The organism is Paenibacillus sedimenti (assembly GCF_014534655.1).
In the GTDB taxonomy this organism is placed as follows: Bacteria; Bacillota; Bacilli; order Paenibacillales; family NBRC-103111; genus Paenibacillus_E; species Paenibacillus_E sedimenti.
In genome coordinates this window covers 142,473-167,025 of sequence record NZ_JACVVD010000010.1, presented here as the reverse complement: position 1 = coordinate 167,025, position 24,553 = coordinate 142,473, and the positions used below count along the sequence as shown (strand labels likewise).

The window sequence follows — 24,553 nt, the reverse complement described above, 5'->3', positions numbered from 1 at the left end:
TTATTCAACTCAAAACATGATGAACAAAGTAATTTTCATATTGACAGCTGTATACCCCAATCATCTCTCATCTGCTCATCTGGTATTTGCGAATACGGATTAGACTAGCAACTCGTGCTGGTTCCTCTGTGTTAGCTGTATTTACCCGGTCATGGACTTTTGAGTCCATGGCCTTTTTTTATATTTATTTACTTAAGGGGAAGATAACGATGGCTATTGTTCAAGTGAGATCCACCAACCCGAAGCTTTCTTTCATCATCAAAAAGAATCCCGAATCCGGCGCGATACTGAGATCCATCCGTAAGGGAATTGCTTATGGCTGGTACACGGATGATTCCACATTCAATGTGTATTTTAAGGATGCGGATAATGAAATATCATACAAACAGAATGAAAATGATAATTTTGAATATCTCAATGTGTCCCGGTATAACACGCCTTTATTTCCGCTTAACGCGATTAACGAGTTCTTTTCCGCTCCGCTTAAGGCGCAGGATGAACGGGATGTGGAAGGGTACGAGAACACGTTTTATATCAATATGATTCACATCGAAATGGTGCGGTACGTGGAGTTTTTCCAAAAGCATCTGACTGATTTCACGTTTGAAATCCAGCATCAAGCTCATAAAAGCTACTCGCTTACGATTACGACGCGGCGAAGTCTGTACCATCTGATGCACGCTGTGAGTGTGCTGTGTTTGTTCTTGTCGATGATCGGCAACGAATATATCGATATTTCGGATAGCATTTTGGACAAATATATCAAGAGTATTCATGTGATTGACGCGCCGTTTTATATTCGCAGCTTGTTTGTTCGCAATTTCCTCTCTTCCAAAGAGCGCTTCCGCACTTACAAAACAGAGCTGGAGGACACGAGCCGTTACGACATTCGGTTTGATTATGGAGGCACGGGGCTGCAGCGGAGGAATTATATCGCGAATGCGCTGCCGTTCGATAAGTCGATTCTGGACGTAGGTTGCGGGGAAGGATTTTATGCGATTCCTTTCTCGGCGAAGATCGAGGGAAGTTACTATGCCATTGACATCAATGAGGAGCTGCTGGAATCCGTTAGCCGGAAAGCGCGATTGAAGGATATCGACAACATCGTCCTGTTCAGCTCGATCGATCGTTTCCTGGAAGCCTATAACGGCGAGCAGGTGGATGTTATTTTGACGGAAGTGATTGAACATATGAGTGAAGATGAGGCCAAAGGGCTGATTCGGCAGATTTGTCAGCATGTTGATTTTGAGCATTTTATTATTACGACGCCTAATTCGGATTTCAATGTTTTCTATGAGTTGACGGGCTTCCGGCATGATGATCATAAGTGGGAAATGGGGCAGGAAGCTTTTCAAAGGTGGCTGATGGATGTCATTCGTGAAACGAAGCACGACTATGAATTCGTGTCCATCGGCGATGGGGTCAACCATATTCAGACGACGCAGGGCGTTATTCTTAAGAAAAGGGGGGCATAGGGAGTGGAGATTCAAACGAAAGTTCATACGATTTTCATGTTGATTGGGTCAACAGAGTGCGGCAAAACGACTTTTGCCAAGGAAGTTCTGATTCCCGGGCTGAAGTTCGCCGATGAGACTAAGAATCTGATAGCAAACGTACAGTATCTGTCTTCCGATAGCATCCGCCAAGAGGTGCTTGGCTATGATTACGATAAGTATGATCAAGTGATGTTGGAGGCGAGCGAGCAGGCTTTTCACCTGTTGTTTGAGAGGCTGAAGATGGTGACTTCGTTCCCGGTCAACGCCGAGTTCGTGGTCGTGGATACGACTGGATTGGCGGAGGATTTCCGCGCGAAGGTTCGGGAGATTGCTACGGCCAACAATTACAACTTGGAAGTGATTGTGTTTGATTATCGCAAGCGCGAAGACTACTATGCTTCGGACCGCTCGAAAAAGCTGATTACGAACCACATCAATCGATTGAGAAAAGAAGTGCTAGGTTCGCTGTCGCGTGAAGGCTACGACAAAATTCATAAGGTGCGTTATAAAGACTTTTTATCGGTGACTGACGGTCGGGCCAATCCTGCATACAAAGTGGTTATTGAAGATAAGGACGAGTACCTGTCGACGATTCTCCCGCATGATTCGAAATATATCCTGGTCGGCGATATCCATGAGTGCGTGGATGAACTTAAAGGTCTTTTGCTAAGCCATGGTTACCGGATCGAGGGCAATCAGCTAGTGGTTACGGACAAAGTGCGCAATACGAAAATCATCTCGGTCGGCGACTGGATCGACAAAGGGAAGAAGACGAAGGAAACCGTTGAGTTTTTATACGAAAATCGGGAGCATTTCTTATTCGTCATGGGGAATCATGAGAATTTCGTTCATAAGTTCATGCGCGGAGAGATCAGTGGGGTCGATCAAGAGCTGCTTCACACGTATTTCGATTCCACTCAAGTGCTGTCGCAGGATGCGGAGCTGCTGGAGAAGTTTAATCATTTGGTTTCGCTGGCTCAGCCGTTTTATCGATTGATTGGTTCGAATGGGCCGTCTTTTTACGTGACTCATGCACCGTGCAGAAACAAATATGTTGGCAAGCTGGATGCGAATTCGATTCGTCATCAGCGGAATTATCGGATTGATCGTGATGCTCCTTTAGAGGCTCAGCTGGCTTTTCTCCAAGAAGAAGCGGTGAAAAATCATCCGTACCACGTATTCGGTCACGTTGCTGCCCGGAATGCGTTCCGGATTAAAAACAAAATCCATATTGACACAGGCAGCGCGCACGGCAATGTGCTCACGTCTGTAAGTATTTCTTATAAGCCGTTCATGAAATCGCAAAAGTCCGCGCAAGCCGTGATGACGGATGAACTGCCGACTTTGTTCCAAGAAGAGAGAAAAGTGTCCATTGGGGAGTTGGATGAGGATGAAATCCGCAGATTGCATTATGTTTCGCGGAATAGGGTGAATTTCATCTCGGGGACGATGTCTCCGGCCGATAAGGATGAGGCGGCTCAGGACCTGGAGTCCTTGCAGCGCGGTTTGGATTATTTTGCGGAGCGGGGCGTTCAGCAGGTTGTTTTGCAACCGAAGTATATGGGTTCGCGCTGTAACATTTACCTGCATAAGGACGTGGAACAATGCTTTGCGGTCAGCCGTAACGGGTACAAAATCAATCAGATTGATTTGACGGGAATTTACGAGGGGCTGCTTCGGAAGTTCAGTGGCTATATGGGTGAAAATGGGATTGCGATGCTGATCCTGGATGGAGAGCTGCTGCCATGGAAAGCCATCGGAGACGGGCTGATTCAACGGCAGTTCAAGCCGATCGAGAAAGCGTTGGAGAGCGAGCTTCATTTTCTGAAGCAAAATGGATTCGAGCAGGCTCTCGGCAAGTTGACCGATGCGTATCGGGCAAGCGGATTTGAGAAGGATCAGTTTACCATGGCTAAGAATGCGCTCAGTGACAAGTATGGTTCGCACGTATATCAGAACTATAAATATGTCCATGACATACTGGAGACGTATGTGCCTTTAGACGTGCATCTACAGGCGTACGAAACCTACAAGAGACAGTTGGAGATTTATGCGGAAGACGGGGAGCTCGAGTATAAACCTTTTGGCTTGTTGAAAGTCGTATATGAGAATGGCGAGGAAGAGCTGCCGGATTGGAAGACATCCGAAGTATATAGCTTTTTGTCCGACGATGAGTTTCTTTTGCTGGATCTGACTGATGCGGACTGTTACGAAAGGGCGGAGCGCTACTTTTCCAGGTTAACTGTGGATAACTACATGGAGGGCGTTGTCATCAAGCCTGAGGCAGTGGAAGGCAGAGTGGTACCCTATATGAAGGTCCGTAATAAGGATTATTTGTCGATCATCTACGGTTATGACTACCGTTTCCCGCATAAGTACAAGAAGCTGATGAAGCAGAAGAATGTTAGCCAAAAGCTTCGCACCTCGATGAATGAGTATCGGTTGGGGAACAGGATGCTTGCGATTAGGTTTGATGAGATTACGCCGGATAATGATGCTTTTAAGGAAGTTGTGGCGAATTTGTTGTTTGAGGTTGCTGGGGAGAGGGAGATTGATCCTCGGTTGTAAGGTTATTTAGGGGACTATCCGTAAAGCTTAAAATAGCTGAAGGATAGCCCCCAATTTAAACACTGAAAATGTTGACTACTCGCAGAGCAAGAGGATCAGGCTTATGATATTCGAGAACTTGGATTAAACTAGTACTATTATCGCCTTCAAGTAAGGAGTTGTAGCAATGAATAAAGACGATTTCGGAAATCGAATGAAGGATTACGAGAATGTATTCCGGCACAGTTTGCCGCGGCGTCTGCCTGTAATCTTGAGAATTGATGGGTGCCACTTTCATACCTTTACGCGGGGAATGGCCAAACCGTTTGATGAGCTGTTAACCAAAGCGTTATGGGAGACCTGTAAGTATCTCGCTCAAAATATGATGGGTTGCAAATTGGTTTACCACCAAAGTGACGAGATTTCAATCTTGCTCACGAATTATGATAAATTGACCACTCAATCGTGGTTTGATAATAACATACAAAAAATGGTGTCTGTGTCTGCATCAATGGCCACGGCTAAGTTCAATGAGGAGATCAGAAAGTATTATCCCGATAAGGAACTGGCGACATTTGACAGCAGAGTATGGGTATTGCCGCATGATGAGGTCACGAACTACTTTCTCTGGCGCCAGCAGGATGCGACGAAGAACAGTATTTCTATGGTTTCTCAGGCCCACTTCCCGCAAAAAGAACTACAAGGTCTTGATGGAAAACAGCTTCAGGACAAGCTATTCGTGGAAAAGGGATTTAATTGGAATGACCTTCCTGTATGGCAAAAACGAGGGGTTTGCATAACAAAACAGTCCTATTTAAAAGGAGATGCACAAAGAAATAAGTGGGATGTTGATATGGATACTCCGATTTTTTCGCAAAATAGAGAGTATATCAATCAATACGTCTATCTGAATAGGAATGAGTAACTATGGAGTGTGTGATCTTTGTCGGTATTCAGGCTTCAGGCAAATCAACGTTCTTTAAGGAGCGATTTTTCAATTCCCACATCAGAATCAACATGGATATGCTTATAACCAGGCACAGGGAAAACATATATTTAGCTGCATCCTTCCAAGCTAAGCAGCCTTTTGTTGTGGACAATACGAATCCAACGATTGAGGATAGGAGTAAGTATATATCACTCGCAAAAGAACACAAGTTCAGAGTAGTGGGTTATTACTTTGAACCGGATTTTGCTGAGTCAATAAAAAGAAATGAAGTGCGTTTAGGGAGAGAAAAAGTTCCGGAGGTCGGAATTAAGAGTGTAATGAAAAGATTACAGACACCTGGTTTCAGTGAAGGATTTGATACGTTATATCGAGTAAGAACTGAAGATGGGAAGTTTTATGTTGAAGAGATGCATGAGAGAATAGAAGGCTCACTCAAGAGTTCAGCGATAATCGTACCGGAAATTTTGAAGGAAGAAAAGTCAGATTTATAGGATGCTTCTGAGCAAAGTATTCAATGGACGTCCCCCGATACATTTGCATCCGATGAAGGTCAATAATCATTTCTCCGTTTTAAGAATATCTAGACCTTGTATGTTATAATAATTAAAACTGCTATTGGAAGGGGGATTTGTGATATGAAATGGTCTGAAATTTGTAGCCATTACCCCAGTCGATTTGTTTTAGTTGAAGCAATTAAAGCGGTATCGAATAATCGCTTACGCACGATTGAAGAAATGACAGTTGTAGAAGAATACGATAACCCAATGAATGCTTGGGAAGGTTATAAGCTTCACCATAAGGAAAATCCTGAGCGTGAATTTTACGTCTTTCATACCAGTAAACAAGAAATCGAAGTTATCGAGGAGTATTTTACGGGGATTCGAAAATCATGATGGAGCTTAGACTTGAGAATGGTCTTCCGATAATTTCATTTTCGTTAACCTATCAGGAACAAACGATTAATATGGAAAAAAATGAATATTGGATATGATTAGACCTATCTATAAGATAGGGTTGCAGCCTGTTGAGAAACCTCAACAGGCTATTCTTTGTTCTAATTCTTTATTTACCGCGTTAATATGGTATGACATAGATATCCTAGTGCATCCCCGACTGCCAGACCGATAAAGCATCCTAAAAAGTGATCCCAAGTGTTTGTTTTCAATGTTACTTACTCATTTTTGATCAACGTATCTACAAGGGCCACTCTCATAGCAAATCCTCGCGCAGCTTGGTTAATATTTCACCCAACCAATTAGTTCCTCTCCAGGTCTTCCGGTCGAGTGCATCGGGATGATCTTCGGCGAGACCAATCCCCCAGATCGCATCGTCCGGACTCGCTTCACACTACGGTAGTTCCGACTGCTTGCTTTTTAAAACAGTACAACCGGATGGCTCTCTAATCGAACCCGTAAGACTTATTTACTCTGGCCATAGAAGATTTTCGTGAATATTATTTAAAGAAAATTACATGCACCCATATATCACCAAATTGATAAACATCTGATTGAGTAAAAGGTTAATAGGGTTGTGGATTGAATGGGGGCGCGGAATGTTGCGTCCCCATTATTTATGTGAAGAAAGTTTAATGTATTACGAGCAGAATATTTAATGTTCGCATGGATAATGAACAGGAGTTCGACTCCCCTGCTTTTCTGAACCCTTTCCATGCAAATACACACTTATTGGTACATTAAGAGCTCTCTGAGGTAATCCTTTCGACCCAGTCCTTTTTCCAACGTGAAGAACCCGCTGTTCTGTAACTTGAATTATCATATTGCCGGGTGTTGAAGCATTCCTTTGCTGCAGGTATTGAAGTGTTTGCTAAACTAACCATCCATGACCTTCCGGTCACAAATTTGAATGAAAAAAAGGGCGACGAGGCCCTTTTTTTGTTCTTTATGACGATGTTACGGCGGAGATATTGTACGGTTTCTTTTTCCCGCTCCATAAGGAGTAAGTCAGGTAGAAAAAGGCGATTGCAAACAACACCGGAGTGACATAAATTCCGAAAGGCTGCAAGACGAATCCGAACGGCCCGACGATCAGAAACGCCCCGAGCAGCTTGCTTCGCGGCAGCTTGGAAATAAAGACGGAAACACCGAAGAGGACCGTGCTCAGCGGGAAATACAGCAACGTCGCTCCGATGATTTCTCCCAGCGGTGACGGAGCCATTTGTCCGACCATCGCTTCCGGGGCATATTCCATCAGAATCGGCCTGAAGAATCCGCTGGCCATCTTCATGAACACCATGAAAATAAAGCCGATCATCGTCATGAGCGTCGAAATAAATCCGAATTTGCCGAGCTTATCGGCGTACCCCAAATATAAACCTGCTAATCCTACTTGCAGCAAAATATGCGCAAAGACATCTACGGATGTAACAAACATCGACTCTCCCATGAGTCCGCGCCACAGGGGAACCGTCATAAATATGAGTGCCCCAATACTGCCTACTTTTGCAAAACCGATGATTCCTTGTTCCTTCGTCATTTCTATAACCTCCTGATTGGTGATTACTGAATTATAAGAGGGGGTGGAAAATGGCGGGAGTATGATTTTTTTTCACCCCCTTCTTAAAAAACGATTGATATAGCCACATTTTTCAAAAATCTTTGCACTAACGAGGAAAGATAGTTGAAAATTGAAACGGGAGCTGCGGTTGCGGCTCCCGTTTTTCGTGATTTGAAGCATTTCTTTGCCGATGGTCCTTTGAAGCATTTCCTTGCCGTCGCGGCAATATTATGCTTAAAGTCTCATGTTCAGGCGTGACGAAGTGAACTTTAATGTCGCACAGGGATTATTGTGCTAAAGAGAATGCCTCTTTTTCCAAAAAGTACTGACACAGTTCGACGAAAATGATAAAAATATAGAGATTTTCACTTTCTTCCACTTTGCATAAAAGCCAGAATCTGATAGGATATATAGAAATACGATAGATTTAGTGTGAATTAAAAGGAGGCACCTTTCCATGCAAAAAACGATGCTTGATTCCATACATGAAATGACGCATCTGGATCAACTCGAGGCTGAAGCGATTTATATTATTCGAGAAGTAGCGGCGGAATGTGAAAATCCCGTGATGCTGTATTCGATCGGGAAGGATAGCTCGGTGATGCTGCATTTGGCGCTGAAGGCTTTTTATCCTGAGAAACCGCCATTTCCTTTCATGCATATCGATACAACGTGGAAGTTCAAAGAGATGATCGAATTCCGCGATCGCAAAGCGAAAGAATTCGGGATCGAAATGATTGTTCACTCGAACGAGGAAGGTGTTAAACAAGGGATCAACCCATTTGATCATGGTTCCGCGTACACCGATATTATGAAAACTCAAGCATTAAAACAGGGATTGGACAAATACGGATTTACGGCTGCGTTCGGCGGCGGAAGACGTGACGAGGAAAAGTCGCGTGCGAAAGAACGGATTTTTTCGTTCCGGAATAAGAATCATGCGTGGGATCCGAAAAACCAACGACCGGAAATGTGGAAACTTTTCAACACAAGAATTAATAAAGGCGAAAGCATCCGCGTCTTCCCAATATCCAATTGGACGGAAAAAGATATCTGGCAATACATTCGAAGAGAAAACATTGATATTGTACCTCTCTATTTTGCAAAGGAAAGACCCGTCCTCGAACGCGATGGACATCTCATCATGGTGGATGATGACCGCATGAAGCTCGAACCACATGAGAAAATTGAGATGAAGAAGATGCGGTTCCGCACTTTAGGCTGCTATCCTCTTACTGGCGGTGCCGAGTCGGAAGCGGATACGCTAGATGCCATTATCGAAGAAACGCTTGGTGCGGTTTCATCCGAACGGACTACTCGGGTTATTGACCAAGAAGCGGCTGGAAGCATGGAAAGACGTAAACGGGAGGGCTATTTTTAATATGAAAAGTCTGCTTAAATTTATTACATGCGGAAGTGTAGACGACGGAAAATCTACCCTAATTGGACATATGCTTTATGATGCGAAGCTTTTGTTCGCCGACCAAGAAAAAGCATTAGAGCTGGATAGCAGACTCGGCAGTCGCGGCGGCAAAATTGACTATTCCTTGCTTCTTGACGGATTGCTGGCCGAGCGTGAACAAGGGATAACGATTGATGTGGCGTATCGGTATTTTACGACGGATCACCGTTCGTTCATTGTAGCGGACACGCCGGGACATGAAGAATATACACGTAACATGGCAGTAGGCGCATCCTTTGCGGATCTGGCCGTCATTCTTGTGGACGCAACCAAAGGGGTCATTACCCAAACCAAACGCCATACCCGGATTTGCGCACTCATGGGGATTAAACATCTTGTATTAGCTGTGAACAAAATGGATTTAGTTCATTTTGATCAAAAGATATTTGATGAGATTAAAGAAGATTTCTCCCGAACGACCGCTGAATTTCATTTTCAAAGCATACAGGTGATCCCTGTTTCTGCCACAGAAGGGGATAACATTACTAAAAAATCACAACATACACCTTGGTATGAAGGTCTTCCATTGTTGTCGTATTTAGAAAATGTGGATGTTCATCATACCGACGATACGAAACCATTTATGATGCCAGTTCAGCGTGTATGTCGACCGGACCATACGTTTCGCGGTTTCCAAGGCCAGATTGAGGCTGGGAGCATAGCGGTCGGCGATGAGTTGACGACTCTACCCAGTCGTGAAAAAGCGAAAGTCAAACGTATCTTAGTGACGGACCAAGATAGGGATTCAGCCTTTGCTGGACAACCCGTAACCATTCAATTGGATCGTGAAGTCGACGTTTCGCGGGGCTGTGTATTCACGAAAGACGACAACATCCATGAGGCGGATAGTTTTAGCGCCACGATTCTTTGGATGGATGATTCCGTACTGACTCCCGGTAAAAATTATTTGGTAAAAGTAGGTACAAAAATCCTACCCGGTACTGTGACGGCAATTACTCATAAAGTCGATATTAATACTGGAAATACGGTTCCAACCGATCATATTGTCAAAAATGAAGTGGCAAAATGTGAATTTTCTTTATCGGACTACATCGTTATTGATTCTTTTGAACAAAATAAAAGCATTGGCGGATTTATTCTGATCGATCGTGTAACCAATATGACATCCGCTTGTGGAGTGATTGACCAAACCCTTCAAAGCTCCGACAGTTTGGTACGGCTAGATACGGAAATCACCAGAGATGTTCGTGCCCAGCAAAAAGGTCAGAATCCATTAACCCTCTGGTTCACCGGTACGGTTCCGGATCAATCAATCCTTGCGAAGGAAGTCGAAAAACGTTTGGTATCGACAGGCCACCATACCATGTTACTGGGGAATGGCCAGGGAGAATCGTTGCAGCGATTAGCAGAAGTTGCCAAATTGATGAACGATGCTGGACTTATTGCATTGGTAGCGAATGATTCCCCGATCGAAAACGACCGAGAAACCGCGCGAGACATCATTGGCAAAGAATATATTGAAGTTTATGTAAACAGACCGCTTGCAGGCAGCCGGGGCACAAATGATACACCTGGGAACCCGGAAATCGAAATCAATACAAGCAAGTTTTCAATCGAAGAAGCTGCAAATTATGTAGTGAAACGAATTATCAAATATTTAATCAATGAGAGTAGTCGTGGACAATTCCTTAATTTCTAATGTGAACAAAACCCGTGTATGGTAGCGCAATCGAGCAAGAAGCGAAAGTCTCCCGTATACATGCTTAAACAAATCGACTTAGGCGAAATAGTCTTTGGAAAATAATATCCCTACATCATCGTGAATAGTGATGTAGGGATATTTTTCTTGTGTCCGCGGCAGCGGAGGCGTTGACGATAAATTAGGGATATACGAACGCGAAAAACCCAGTCGTATCAAGGATTTACGGACATTGTAACAGATTCCGGCAGACCCACATCCGAATCCGCTATCGATGCCGTACTAAATACAAGTCCTATCTTACCGGACTATATTCGGGTTGGAAATCACATAAAAAAATCCCTTCTAAGTAGTCAGAACAGACCTGTTGTCTTTCTGTCTACTTAGAAGGGAAACTGTTTACTGATGGTTACTACGCTCTATTCGATCTACTGCAATTTAATATTATCAATCAGCACAGCTGTATCATAGATGCTGTCTCCCTGGTCCCAAACATGGAAGCGAAGGACAATCGGTTCCATGCCGGCAAATTGACTTACATCAAAATCTACGTGTTTCCAATTCGTCATGTAAGTCGTGTCATCACCGCCATAGAAATCAATCGCGACTTTATTCTCATCAATCCAGTAAGATTGAGAGCCATTAATCGATTCTGTTGCGATAAGGATAGTTTGTTCTCCATATACATCTGATGTTACGGAATCCCCTCCATAGACATTAGAGGTAATAGAATCTGATGATATGTACACGCTGGAAGTTACTGTCGCTTTAAATGTGTCATTATAGATACTGCCTACAAATTCTTTCGGTTCCTCGGAGATGAAATTATAATCGAATGAAAGCGTCTTGGTTCCTACCGGAACAAGGAAATTCTGCTCGATATAACTATTCGAATTTAAATCGTAACCGTTGAAATCGTTGTTCTCAAATCCAAGACCCGTACTAATAATTGCCATATAATTGCCCGCAGTCGGTTTTAATGGTCCCAGTTGGGAAATGACTCTTACATCGCCTTTTCCATTCCAACCGTTCCAAGTTTCGTCTTCGAACGTTCCGTTGATGACTCCCTCGGTTTTGACGCCAATGCTGCTTCCCTTCATTGCGAAAGAGGCCAAGCCGTCATTTGCGCCATGTTCTGCAACAACCGCATTAAACGCTTCATCCGTGGTCATATTCTGATTGATCAAGGAATTGAATAAAGATTGAACGATCGCCTGATCATAATTCAATGAAACATAATCTGTGTAACCATAGTAAGTTCTAGCCCCATTATTGATGAATGCATCCGCCATGGAGTTATTGAATAAGCTTCGGCAGCTACCGTTATATACAATCGTTTCCGGCATCGAGTCATTATAGCGAGTGATAAAAGAAGGCGTTATGGCATAATAACCGGAGATAATGGCTAATCTTCCTTTTTTCAGATCCATTTCGTGTTTTTGTTTATTCTCGCTAGTTGCCATTTCTCCTGTCAAGAACATCACTTGAGGGCCGACCGTTTGAAATTCAATGCCGTACTTTACATAAAGTGTCTGGAGTACGGTCTCATTATAGAACGTATCCCCGTGTGTATCTAACACTACGACTCCATAGTTCTTTAATCCTTTAAAGAAGTTTACATCTGCAACAGCATCTTTAATTCTTTCGGCTTCGAAAGGATACTCGGATTGATCGATGATGTTATATACAGCATCGTAAACTGTTGCTGACGCAAGCTTGCTGTAAAATGGAGAGATGACGGCTGCCCGTTTGCTTCCCACCGACGTGCTTGCTTGTTCTAAACTCTGCAGCATAGGTGTAACTGTTTGAAGTGCATCACCTGAACTTTCAACTTGTCCATCTGCTGCGCTAAGTCCTTTCGAGTTTTGAGGAGCTGCAGAAATGCCTCCCAAAATCCCGGAATCCATTACATACCAGATACTTCCGCCGGATCCTGAGATACCTGCACTTTCGACTTCAGGTTGGGCTTCAAGCCAAGCTACGGTTTCTTCCTTCGCTTGCTGCGTATCGCCGAGTTCACTAATCAACTGGCTATACTTTGCCTGTGTGTCATTCGACATGCTGCTCACTTGTGTAAACTGTTGATCCGTAAGATGGTTCACAACGGACAGTTTCAGTACGTTACTGGATACACCTCCCGATAAGGCTTGTACACGGATATAACCTTCCGCGCTTTCGGTCAGCGATACGGTTCCGCTATAGATCCCATCCGCTTTTAAGCTGTCCCCGTGACTTTCTTGACCGTCGTCATAAAGGGATGTGAGTTCAGCAATCACATTGTTGTTGTTATCCACTTTGTAAAGTTTTAGACCGGTCGCAACGTTAGTGTTAAGCGAAGCTCTGAATGTCACTTCCGTCGGCTCTGCGGCAAAAATGGTATCCACACTTTGTCCGTTCACTAAAGCCTGGATGCTGCCTGTCAATGGCGTAGAAGGACTCCCTCCAGGATTGCCCTGATCATCGTCATCATCCCCGCTATCATGATTCTGTTCATCCTGATTCTGGCTTCGGGATGGGGTACCACCGCCAGCTGCCGGTTTTTCTTCGGGCTTCGTACCCTTATCAACCGCTGCAGCGAGCTCATTCGCTTTCTCCACATACTTCGACGTATTAGCTTTAAATTCATAAGCCAGTCGGGCTAAAGCTTGACGCTCCGCTTGGTCCTTCGGATTGAACTTAAGCGTTCCGTTAGCACCTTCGACCCCGTTAACGAAACCCATTTTGAACGCCAGCGATACATGAGCTTTAGCCCATTCTGATACGTCGGATACATCCGACAATTTGGCGTCAACAGGAAGCTTCTTCGCCGTATCTTCCAGCCCGAACGCCCGAATGAAGAACACGACTAATTCTTCGCGGGTTACTTTCGAATCCGGACTGAACGTAGCAGCCGATGTCCCTTGGGTGATACCGGATTCCACCAGCGCACCTACGAAACCGCGGTACCAGCTGTTCGCATCCACGTCTTTGAATGGCGCTGCCTTATCCGCACTCTCTTTCAGTCCTAGTGAGAGGACGATGATTTTCGCCAGTTCGGCGCGTGTCATTGCTTTCTTCGGTTGAAACGAATGGTCTTCGTATCCGGAGATAATGCCCGATTCTACTAAAGTTTGAATCTCCTTTTGCGCGTAAGAATCAGCGATGTCCTGGAACTGCGCAGCCGCACCAAATGCCGAAAGTGGCATAAAGGTACTCAAGAGTAAGGCAAAAACTAGAATCGTGCTGAGTTTACGACGTACTGCATTGAATAGCATTGTCTTCTCTCCTTCATTATGTAGTTTTCAATGAGCATCGTCCGATAGACCTCCTGTAAAATATAACAGACGAAATCAGACAACATCTGAGATTATATAACAAAAAATGTAGAATGACACTGGTTTTTCGTCATCTTTTTACAAATATAGTACTTTATGCCCATAAAATATGGGAAACCCTGCTTTATATTTCCTTTTTTTAACTTCATCGCAAAAATGACATGCCATCAAGGTATGGAGCCTCCTCACTCCTCGTCCTTGCATTTTCTCCGGTTAACCTGCAAGGGTTGAATAATGTAAGCGAGTGATTAGATGTTATTACCGTGGTGGTATAATGGTAACAGTAATCGAAAGGTGGGGGTAAACCTGAAGATGCAGATCTTATTCGACAGGTTCAAAAAAGCCGCGAAGATCGAAATTCCGGACGAGTTTACGGCCAGCTAGAAGGGCTCGGTTATCTCCATGTAAAATCTCTTACACCAACCCTTACCGTCAAACAAATACCATTTGAAGCCCAAGATGATTATTCCATTGATGATCTTCTTGAAGTTGCTGGGACGTTATCTCCTGAAAGAGGCAAAGAATTACTTAATGAGGTGAACAAATCGCGCGAGGATTGGGATTCATGAATTAGTAGCTCAAAATTATACAAGGAAAGGAGATACGTTTTTTTACGAATCTCCCTTTTTCTTTGCTCTTTACTCAATCCAATATAGAGATCATATACTCTCCCCGATTTTCACCAGATCGAATCACTCCTAGATCTTTCAGCCTTGATAAATTTTTAGCAATACTTGATGGGGATGCATCTAAGGTATCATCAAATAACTGCCTGTGGAACATCTCGCCATCTTCCATCCTAGCTATTAGCTCAAACATGGTCTTTGCATGGCCCTTCCCAAGTATCTCTCGAATGTGTTTAATTTTGTCATATCTTTGTAGCTCATTAAGTACTTTTGTGAGTGAGGCATTGACACAGTCCAGATAAAAAATGAGGAAGGGTTTTAGGTCGCCTTGTGTAGCCAACATGAGAGTATCGTAATAATCTTCAATTCGTTTGTCGAAATACTCTTCAACACTAAATGCATCTTTTATCTTAGAGAGATCGTTATGAATTAATCCTACTAAAGTCGAAAATGCTCGAGCCGTTCGTCCGTTACCGTCAGGAAATGGATGGACGTATCCTATCAGGTGGTGGGTAATACCGGATATTAGTAGTGGATGAAGCTTTTTCTCTTGATTTATTTTTGAATCATATGCATGTATATGTCCCGTTACACTAGTGTACAACCACGAGAAGAATGCGTTCATTAAATGGGGAACCTGATTAAAAGGGGGAGGTTGATAACTAACGATTCCATCGCTGTCTTGAAGGGCAACAGGAATTTGCCTATACCCTTCCGGATACCCCGTTAAATCTTTCATTAGTAGTTGTTGTAATTTTTTTAATATAGGCTCATCCATATCTGAGAAGTCTCTGGACGGGTTTAAATCATAGATGAACTCGTACGTCTCAAAGACATTTCTCACTTCAAGTTGTGCCTTCTGTTTAATTGTTAATGGATTTCTCTTATAATTTTGGTAGAGTTGTTCAACTTCTTTATATTCTAATTTGTTTTGTTCTATTTTGGTTGTGAAGTGCGCTGTCTTAACCATTGAATTACGCAGGATGGTTGGCTTTAACGGGTGGTTTTTGAGGCCCAATCTTGCCAGTGCTCCGATATTTCTTTCTGCTTCTAGAATAAGTTGCTGAATCTCATAGTCGAAGGGGTTAAAATTAGGGCGAAACACTAATCGTTCCCCTTCATATTTGAAATGTTCAGATGAAAAAGTATACGTCATTTTACATCACTCCTTTACACTTGAAAATGCTTTTAAATCAAGGGTTTTGGCTGATAATTATTATATGCCATTACACTTATTGTGTACATATTTAAATACAGATAAACTAGCTTGGGAAACAAGGGGGTATCATCGTTGATTTTCCTTAGTGTGTTTCTGCTGTTAGCCGGAATATTGATGTTGTGGAAGACGACTCTATTTTGGTCCGTCACAGAACGATGGACGTCCAAGGACGCTGACGAACCTTCAGACCTGTATATATTGAACACCCGGATCGGCGGGGGAATTTGTTTCATAATCGGCTTAGCAGGCATTATTATTTCAATAGTAATGTAAGTAAAATTGCAGTATCTTTATAGAAATATTATTAATAGAAAAGAGGCCTTACCCATGAGTTCCGAAATCGAAAGAAAGTGGCTGCTGCCAGCGTTCCCTACGGCTGAGTTGAGCAATAATGAAATTACTTTGGTATCAAGAAAGTACATATATCAAACGTATTTAGCCTTTTCGGCTGATCAGGAAATTAGAGTGCGCCAATTGGTTGACAGCAGTGGAGTATCGGATTATACGCATACTTTCAAATCAGGGCATGGATTAGTCAGGGAAGAGATAGAGTACAAGATTTCAGAACATATTTATAAGCAGCTATTAGACCGTACGGGGTTAATACCTCTAGAGAAAATTCGTACGACGGTAGATTGTCAGGGGATGCTTTTTGAAATTGATGAATATAAACATATTGATCTCATGGTTATAGAGGTTGAGTTTCCTGATGTGGATGCCGCGAACCGCTTTATAGTACCGAGTTGGTTTGGCAGAGAGTTAGGTCAAGAGGAAGAGTTTGGGAATAAGACAATGTGGATTCAACTGCAGAGAAAATAGTAAGTCTATATTGACATTTATCTGACTGGCCATACTCAAGCTTGCACGAGCATTTTTCATAGCTCATGCGGGCTTTTTTTTGTACGTTGCAGCAATGAGTTAATCAATATGAGCCCAAGGACTCGAATTTTATCGAACAAGGGTAAATTTTTTGTAAATGCTAGTTCCGAAAGGTGCAATTTGTGACAGTATTCTCAAATAAATTTATGTAAACTTATTATAACTCTTAAAGTCTCTTAACAGAGACTGTTTATTCTAGTCTAGTATTGGCATTTCATATACTGGAAAATAATCACACTCATATTTGTTGTGGGAAAAAAGGAGGAAAACATGTTGTTTTATTGGAAAACGCTGAAGAAAACGCTAAGCATGATCGTTTCTTTGTCGTTGGTTGTCGGTTTGATACTGCCGGTAACGACGACCGTTTCAGCCGCAGCAGCTTCGGACTTCTCGGCTAACGATAGCGGTAAGGAAGGTAAAGGAAATGGTAATGGAAACAACGGAAACAATGGTAACAACGGAAACAACAACGGAAACAACAATGGAAACAACAATGGAAACAACGGTGACCACAATGACAACCGGAAGTTACCCCAGCAGCCTACGGGATTGACTACTTTAGCAGGGGACACCAGTGTTACGCTGACATGGAACGCTAACACGGAAAAAGATTTGATAGGTTATAACGTGTACCAAGGAAGTATTAAGCTGAACACGAAGCCATTGCTGTCAACTACTTACACCGTTAACGGTCTGAACAATGGTACCGAGTATTCGTTCCAGATCAGCGCGGTAGATAAAAAGGGTAGGGAATCGGCGAAGACAGCGGCTGTCAAAGCAACGCCAGTAGATATGACAGCGCCAGCTGTACCTGCAGGACTGCAAACGGCAGCAGGTGATTCGGTGGTAACCTTGACTTGGACGGCGAACACCGAGTCCGATTTGAAGGGATATAATATCTACCAAGACAGCACGATCATTGCACAAAATGTATTGACCGCTACCCACACGGTAACCGGCTTGACGAACGGTACAGCGTATTCGTTCCAGGTCAGCGCGGTAGACAACGCGGGTAACGAGTCGGCGAAGTCGACGGCTGCGCAAGCAACGCCGGTAGACACGATAGGACCGGCCGTACCGGCAGGGCTGCAAGCAGCGGCGGGCAATGCGGAAGTGACATTGACTTGGACGGCGAACGCCGAGTCCGATTTGAAAGGCTATAACATTTATCAAGGCGGTTCAGTTATTGCATCTAATGTTGTGGGCGCGACCCACACGGTTACCGGCTTGACGGACGGCACGGAGTACTCGTTCCAGATCAGCGCGGTAGACAACGCGGGTAACGAGTCGGCGAAGTCGGCAGAGGTAAAAGCAACGCCTGGACCTATTTCTATACAGATCCTTAGTGTGAATGACCTGCACGGGAAAATCGATCAAACCGAAGAGATCGATACGAACGCTGACGGGATTAAAGAAAAAGTAGGCCGGATGGATTACGCAGCGACTTACTTGAAAGAACGCAAAGCAACGAACCCGAACACATTAATCGTTCATGCAGGGGACATGGTCGGCGGTTCCCCTCCGGTATCTGCACTTTTTCAGGATGAGCCGACTGTAGAAGTCATGGAAGCCATCGGTTTCCAGGTGGGCACGCTCGGGAACCACGAGTTTGATGAAGGTACGGCGGAAATGCTGCGTTTGATCAACGGCGGCGCGCATCCGCAAGGTAAAGGAACGCCGAATTACGACGGCATCAATTTTCCGATGGTTGCAGCTAACGTGAAGTATAAGGCCAACGGTCAACATGTCATTCCTCCATATGCCGTTAAGGAAATCGGAGGCGTCAAAATCGGTTTTGTCGGTGTTGTCACAAGAGCAGCTGCAGGCATGGTGATGCCGGGCGGCATTGCGGACATTGACTTTACGGATGAAGCTACTGCTGTCAATGAAGCAGTCGCTGAATTGAAAGCGCAAGGAATTAAAGCCATTATCGTTCTTTCTCACATGGATGCGGTACAAACAGGCAGCACCTTAACCGGTCCTGCAGCCGACTTGGCAAACAATGTAGATGACGAAGTAGATATTATTTTTGCAGCTCATAATCATGTTATGAACAACGGTTTGGTAGACGGGAAACTGATCGTACAAGCCTACGAGTATGGAAAAGCATTCTCGGATGTCGAGATCCTGATCGATCCTGTAACGAAAGATATTACGACTAAATCCGCAGAACTCGTGTATGTTAAGCAAGACGGCGTAACGCCGGACGCGACGGTTAAAGGAATCATCGACCACTATACGACAGAGCTCGGGCCAAAGCTGAATGAAGTTGTCGGCTATGCAGCCATTCCGATGGCAGGAGGCTATACCAATATCGGGGACAATGCGCTTGGCAACCTGATTGCGGACAGCATGAAAGCATCGATGAACGCCGACTTTGCCATGATGAACGGAGGCGGTATCCGTGCCAACCTGAACCAGGGCGACATTACGTGGAATGAATTGTTTAACATTATGCCGTTTGGCAATATTTTGATGAAGCTTGAAATCAAGGGTGCAGATCTCAGACCGATTCTGGATGCACAGATGAGTGCCAGATTCGGCCCGGATTACAGCGTTGCGGGCTTGAAGTATACGTATAATTTTGCAACCAGTAAGGTTGTTGACATTACGTTCGCCGATGGTACGCCAATCGATCCGGCTGCGACTTATACGTTAGTTACCAATAACTTCATGGCGACGTCCACTTCAGCCAAATATAAGCCGATTGGTATGCTCGGCAAAAATCCGGTCACAGGTCCGGAAGACCTGGAAGCTCTGGTAAGCTTTGTGAGAAATTATGGCGGTCCGATCAGCTATCAGGCGGAAGGACGCATTCAATATGTGAACCAGTTGACGGCGACGAACAACGCAGGTGCGGCTGATACGGTTAGCGTAACTCAATTAACGGCAGGCAATAAAATCAAAGTATATGCGACTGCTGACACGACGGTTGCAACTATTCTTGGACAAGCTACGGTAGCAACGGGGCAAACGTCCGCAACGGTCACAGGCTTGGATTTAGGTGCTGCTGCCGGTGTCGTATATGTCTCCAATACTGTTGGGACGAACGAAGGTCCCCGTTACCCGGTCGCATATAGCGCAGAAGTAACAGGTCCTGTAGCAGCTCCTAGCGTGAATCCGGTATACGCGAACAGTACAGAAGTAACTGGAACCGCGACACCGAATACAACGGTAACTGTCAAAGCGGGCAGCACCGTACTGGGTACGGCATTGGTGAACGGAACAGGAGTCTTTAGTGTACCGATTGCAGCGCAAGCGGCTGGTTCCGTTTTGACAGTTATTGCTTCGAACGGTGCCGGCAATAACAGTACGCCTGTCGATGTGACGGTGGTAGGAACCATTGCATCCGAGAAAATCAAACTGAACCAAATTGTTTCTATCGAAGGGATTGTAACTGCTGACAACTCGGCTATCGGCGGCGGTAAATTGTCCACTTATATGCAGGATGCAACAGGCGGTATTAATATTTTCGCGTCCTCCGCGAGCGGTTATCCGGACTTAAAGGCCGGGGATCGCGTTCGTGTGAAGGGAACGATTGTCGAGTACAACAAATTAACGGAGATCAAGCCGGCTTCGGCAGCGGATGTCGTCAAGATCAGCAGCGGCAACCCGGTTCCGGCTCCAACCGTTACGACGGCGGCTCAGCTGAATACAGCTGCACAAGCGGAGCCTCTTGAAGGAACAAGAGTCAAGCTGAACGTGTACGTGATGAGCATTGCGTCGGAAGCGACCGGCGGCGCTTTTGATGTGACCGCTGTTGATACAGATTACTATGGCATTACTTTACGGGCCACTGTAGGCGCAGTTGATGCCTCACTGATTCAGAAAGACAAATGGTACGAAGTGACGGGCATTCTGGGTCAGTATAATACGCTTTATCAAGTCATTCTTGCAGCTCAATCCGATTTGACGCTGCTGCCAGACCAACCGGCAAAGCCGCAGCCTAAAGAAAGCTATGAGTCGGTCGTCGAGCGGGTCGTTGACGGCGATACGATCAAGCTGGGCGTACCGGTCATCGGTTTGGATACGATTCGCTTTTTAAACATGGATACACCGGAGACGTATCATATCACAGATCCAAGCTTTGACTATCTAGCCGTTTATAGCGGTACGGATGCAGTGAGCATGGATAAGAATCAGAAGGCGCACGGCGAAAGAGCGAAGAACAACATGAAGCTGCTCCTCCAGCCGGGCGATGCGATTATCGTCAAACCGGGCGCTTCGCCTATCGACGGGTATGGCCGATTGCTGGCGCAAATCGTTCGCAAATCGGATAATCTGAACGTGAACCTGAAGCAGGTTCAAGACGGTTTTGCATCGACGTATTTCATTTGGCCGATCAACGATTCGGAATTTGTTCAGTTCTCGACTGCAGTAGCAGAAGCGAAGGCAAATCAAATAGGAATCTGGAACCCGGCCGACCCGTTGACGGAACTTCCATTCGTTTTCCGTGCCCGTGACGAACAGAAAGAATTGTTCCGCGTTGTCGGTCACTTTGATACGAAGAAATATGTAGCTCCTTCATTGTGGGCGAATGTGCCGATCGATAAGCGGGTATTCTTTAACTCGAAGGATGAAGCGGCTGCCGCCGGCTATACACCGCTGGTTGATCCATCGGATACGACACCTCCGGCACAGCCAACGGTGAATCCTGTGAACAGCGACAGCGTCGCCGTAACCGGTTTGGCGGAAGCGGGCGCACAAGTTATTGTTCAGGCGGGAACCACGACGGTTGGCTCCAGTTATGCAAGCGCCAGCGGAACCTTCTCGGTAAGTATTGCGAAGCAAGCTGTTGGAACTGTACTCGAAATAACGGCGGTAGATGCCTCCGGGAACGTGAGTGTGAAGACGACGGTAACCGTGGGAGAAGCGGCTTTAACCGTGCAGGACATTCGGAACCTGGCTGAGAACGCAACGGGAACGACGATTGGTGTTGTTACGACGACACCGTTAAGCGACAAATCGTTTTATATGCAAGACAGTACTGCTGGCATTTATTTATTCAGGCCGACATTCACTGGAACCCTTCAGATCGGCGATACAGTGAGAGTAACCGGGAAAAAGAAAACGTTCAACGGAGAGATTGAATTCGACGCGGGTGCAGTCGTAACCAAGCTATCCGATCCGAACGCAGCACCGGCACCGAAGTTAGTAGCATTGAACGAATTAAGCAGCTATTACGGTCAACTGGTAACGGTTAACAACGTTACCGTTGCGAATTTGGCTTCGAACAAGTTTACGATGACTTTCGGCGGTACGAGCTATGAAGCGTTCCTAGGCAAATACGGCGTAAGCTCCGCTGTAGTGAAAAACGGCGACGTAGTAAACGTTACCGGGATCGTAGGGATTTTCAGCGGCAACCCGCAGATTTATCCTCGCACAGCTAGTGATATCGTTGTAACAGGCGGCTTGAGTGATGCTGATGCGGTAGCCGCAGATAAGCAGGCACTGACGCTCGGCGACACAAGTGCGGTAACGGCAAACCTGACGCTTCCATCTACTGGTCCCAGTGGTACAACAGTCACATGGAGCTCGGATAACACTGCAGTCGTAACGAATACAGGTGTCATTATTCGACCGGCGAAGGGTCAGCCGAACGGACAAGCGATCCTGACAGCTTCCATTACGAAGGGCAGTGCTTCTGATAGCAAAACATTCACAATTACCGTATTGCCGGAGACACTGAGCGATGCGGAAGCGGTAGCGAATGCAAAAGCGGCGTTGAATGTGAGCTACAGCGGTACGGCGCCGACAATTTCACTGCCGGCTGCAGGCGCAGACGGTACGATGATCACATGGGCGCTGCAGGATGCCGGTCAAGCGGGCATTATTAATGTGAGCAATGGCACGGTTACCAGAGCCGGACTGCCTGCAGATACTGATGTAACGCTAATTGCTACGATTACGAGAAACTCGACACAAGATACGAAGTCCTTCACCGTAACTGTGAAAAAAGTACAAGAGAAGCCGATCGTGAACACGGTTCGTGCCGGAGACACACAAGTAACGGGTGCGGCCAAAGCCGGTTCTACAGTAACCGTTAGCACAGGTTCTACCGTGCTTGGTACGGGAACGGCCGACGCGACAACCGGCGCATTCATCGTAGCTATTTCGCCTCAGCTCGACGGTACCGTTCTTGAAGTGGTTGCAACGGCGACTGGCTACACAAGCGGTTCAGCCTTCATTCTTGTGCTGGAAGCAGGTTCGATGACGGATGCAGAGGCGGTACTAGCTGCTAAAAATGCCTTGACGGATGCAACGATCAAGAATACGAATGTGGATCTTAGCCAAGTCATCGCACCTTTGACATTGCCGACTACCGGTCAGAACGGTACGACGATTGTATGGAGCTCTAGCAATACAACAGCGATTCAAACAAGCGGAGGTATCAAGCGGCCGGCAATGGGTGAAGCTGACGCTGTGGTTCTCTTGACAGCCACGATCACGAAAGGCAGCGCATCGACAAGCAAGGATTTCAACGTCGTTGTGAAAGCACAAACAATACCGCTACAGATCGATAGTATCGATAACGTAACGGCAACGGTTAACAAAAATGAGACGTACACGCTGCCGGCTAAAGTAACGGCAAAGATGAGTGACGGTACTACGCAACAAGTCGATGTGACATGGACGCCTTCAACGCTAGATACGAGCACGCCTGGGGTTAAAACGGCCGAGGGAACTGTAGCGGGCTACTCGCCTAAAGTACAGCTTACGCTGACGGTGAACGATCTGGCCCCGGCTTTGACGGTGGCGGAAGCAAAGTCTAGCCCGGTAGGCACGATTGTATTCGTACGCGGGTACTTGACTTCCAAGACAGCGGCAAGTAACACCAATACCGTCTTCGTGCTTGCGGACCAGCCGGATGTGATTGATTTTACCAATCAGGCGGGCGCTATCCAAATTCCGCAAACGAACAGCTATTACACGAACCTGGCGCTTAAAGATAAGCTTTTGGCCGCTGACCTGAATGCTCTTGTAGAAATCGGCGGTAAAATTGATACGTACAATACGAAGCCTTCGATCGAGACGATTACCCAGGTGAACATCGTTGGCGGCGGTACCCCGGTTAACACGGCTCCGACAGCAACAGCAGTGAGTATTTCCGGTACTGCCCAAGTAGGCGAAGCCTTGACGGGTAACTATGTTTTTACTGATGCAGACGGGGATCTGGAGGGAGCTTCCATTTACAAATGGTATGCGAATGGTACGGTAATTGACGGTGTTTATGGTAAAACTTATGTGCCTGCAGCATCCGATGCCGGGAAAATGATCGAGTTTGAGGTTACGCCTTTATCGGTCACAGGAGTCACTTATGGCGCAGCCGTAAAAAGTGCAGCATTTGGTCCAATTGCAGATGAACCATCCCCAGGATCTACTGACTTGTTCTTCTCGGAATACGTCGAAGGCTCAAGCAATAACAAGGCAATTGAGATCTTCAATGGTACAGGGCAAGCCGTTAATTTGACCGGTTATACAATTGAGTTATATTCGAACGGCGCCACTACAGCCGGCAGCACACTCTCGTTGTCCGGCACATTGATTAACAATGATGTATATGTCATCGCGAATACCAGTGCGAATGCAGCCATTAAGGCAGTGGCGGATGTCTTACATGGCGTAACTAACTATAATGGCGATGATGCCATCGTGCTTAAGAAAAACGGTACGATTATTGATGTCATTGGACAGGTTGGCTTTGACCCTGGTGCTGAGTGGGGCAGCGGCTTAACATCTACTTTAGACAACACCATTCGCCGCAAGCCTGGAACCTTAGCAGGCGATACCAATCCAAGCGATGCTTTCAGCCCGGCGGATAACTGGGACGGTTTCGCAATCGATACGATTGACGGTTTAGGAACCCATACGAACTAAGGAGTTGAA

The 24,553-nt window shown here is 45.5% G+C and carries 14 protein-coding genes and 1 pseudogene; 11 read left to right on the top strand and 4 right to left on the bottom strand.

Translation table 11 applies throughout. The annotated features are described in order from the left end of the window. Window positions 1-209: 209 nt before the first annotated feature. The 5 genes from ICC18_RS24370 (at window position 210) to ICC18_RS24350 (ending at window position 5,885) form a co-directional block, all read left to right on the top strand. A complete protein-coding gene (locus ICC18_RS24370) occupies window positions 210-1,475 on the top strand; it encodes a class I SAM-dependent methyltransferase (RefSeq protein WP_188177051.1) in 1,266 nt (421 codons plus the stop codon). A gap of 3 nt (window positions 1,476-1,478) precedes the next feature. Next, window positions 1,479-4,064 carry a metallophosphoesterase gene (locus ICC18_RS24365; RefSeq protein WP_188177050.1) on the top strand — a complete coding sequence of 862 codons (2,586 nt, stop codon included), beginning with the start codon at window positions 1,479-1,481 and terminating at the stop codon, window positions 4,062-4,064. A gap of 166 nt (window positions 4,065-4,230) precedes the next feature. After that, entirely contained in the window at window positions 4,231-4,968 is a 738-nt protein-coding gene (locus ICC18_RS24360) for a tRNA(His) guanylyltransferase Thg1 family protein (RefSeq protein WP_188177049.1), read from the top strand. A 2-nt stretch (window positions 4,969-4,970) separates the two neighbouring features. After that, window positions 4,971-5,483: an ATP-binding protein gene (locus ICC18_RS24355; RefSeq protein WP_188177048.1), complete on the top strand. Its 513-nt coding sequence runs from the start codon at window positions 4,971-4,973 to the stop codon at window positions 5,481-5,483. 144 nt (window positions 5,484-5,627) lie between these two features. After that, window positions 5,628-5,885, top strand: a complete 258-nt coding sequence (locus tag ICC18_RS24350) for a hypothetical protein (RefSeq protein ID WP_188177047.1) — start codon at window positions 5,628-5,630, stop codon at window positions 5,883-5,885. A 316-nt stretch (window positions 5,886-6,201) separates the two neighbouring features. On the opposite strand, the pseudogene ICC18_RS24345 reads toward ICC18_RS24350, so the two are convergent. Together ICC18_RS24345 and ICC18_RS24340 are read right to left on the bottom strand one after the other, a co-directional pair. Continuing rightward, a pseudogene (locus ICC18_RS24345) lies at window positions 6,202-6,336 on the bottom strand (NADAR domain-containing protein); the annotation flags it as partial. 555 nt (window positions 6,337-6,891) lie between these two features. Then, window positions 6,892-7,485 (bottom strand): hypothetical protein, encoded by a 594-nt coding sequence (locus ICC18_RS24340; protein ID WP_188177046.1) that lies wholly within the window; start codon window positions 7,483-7,485, stop codon window positions 6,892-6,894. Between the two features lie 144 nt (window positions 7,486-7,629). Here ICC18_RS24340 and ICC18_RS34400 point away from each other — a divergent pair, with 144 nt between their 5' ends. The 3 genes from ICC18_RS34400 (at window position 7,630) to ICC18_RS24330 (ending at window position 10,628) form a co-directional block, all read left to right on the top strand. Then, window positions 7,630-7,764 carry a hypothetical protein gene (locus ICC18_RS34400; RefSeq protein ID WP_262495894.1) on the top strand — a complete coding sequence of 45 codons (135 nt, stop codon included), beginning with the start codon at window positions 7,630-7,632 and terminating at the stop codon, window positions 7,762-7,764. A gap of 199 nt (window positions 7,765-7,963) precedes the next feature. After that, the gene (gene cysD, locus ICC18_RS24335; protein WP_188177045.1) at window positions 7,964-8,887 is read left to right on the top strand and encodes a sulfate adenylyltransferase subunit CysD; all 924 of its coding nucleotides are present in this window, start codon (window positions 7,964-7,966) and stop codon (window positions 8,885-8,887) included. Between the two features lies 1 nt (window position 8,888). Continuing rightward, window positions 8,889-10,628 (top strand): GTP-binding protein, encoded by a 1,740-nt coding sequence (locus ICC18_RS24330; RefSeq protein ID WP_188177044.1) that lies wholly within the window; start codon window positions 8,889-8,891, stop codon window positions 10,626-10,628. Between the two features lie 428 nt (window positions 10,629-11,056). Here ICC18_RS24330 and ICC18_RS24325 read toward each other — a convergent pair whose 3' ends face one another. After that, on the bottom strand, window positions 11,057-13,882 hold the full coding sequence (locus tag ICC18_RS24325) for an S-layer homology domain-containing protein (RefSeq protein ID WP_188177043.1): 2,826 nt from the start codon (window positions 13,880-13,882) through the stop codon (window positions 11,057-11,059). A gap of 702 nt (window positions 13,883-14,584) precedes the next feature. Then, window positions 14,585-15,724, bottom strand: a complete 1,140-nt coding sequence (locus ICC18_RS24320) for a Fic family protein (protein WP_188177042.1) — start codon at window positions 15,722-15,724, stop codon at window positions 14,585-14,587. A gap of 150 nt (window positions 15,725-15,874) precedes the next feature. Between ICC18_RS24320 and ICC18_RS34830 the strand changes: the two genes are divergently transcribed. From ICC18_RS34830 to ICC18_RS33985, 3 genes are all read left to right on the top strand, one after another. Then, the gene (locus ICC18_RS34830; protein ID WP_376745665.1) at window positions 15,875-16,060 is read left to right on the top strand and encodes a DUF6199 family natural product biosynthesis protein; all 186 of its coding nucleotides are present in this window, start codon (window positions 15,875-15,877) and stop codon (window positions 16,058-16,060) included. 54 nt (window positions 16,061-16,114) lie between these two features. Further along, window positions 16,115-16,606, top strand: coding sequence for a CYTH domain-containing protein (locus ICC18_RS24315; protein WP_188177041.1), 492 nt, complete (start codon window positions 16,115-16,117; stop codon window positions 16,604-16,606). A 330-nt stretch (window positions 16,607-16,936) separates the two neighbouring features. Further along, window positions 16,937-24,544: an immunoglobulin-like domain-containing protein gene (locus tag ICC18_RS33985; protein WP_512699405.1), complete on the top strand. Its 7,608-nt coding sequence runs from the start codon at window positions 16,937-16,939 to the stop codon at window positions 24,542-24,544. Window positions 24,545-24,553: the final 9 nt, after the last annotated feature.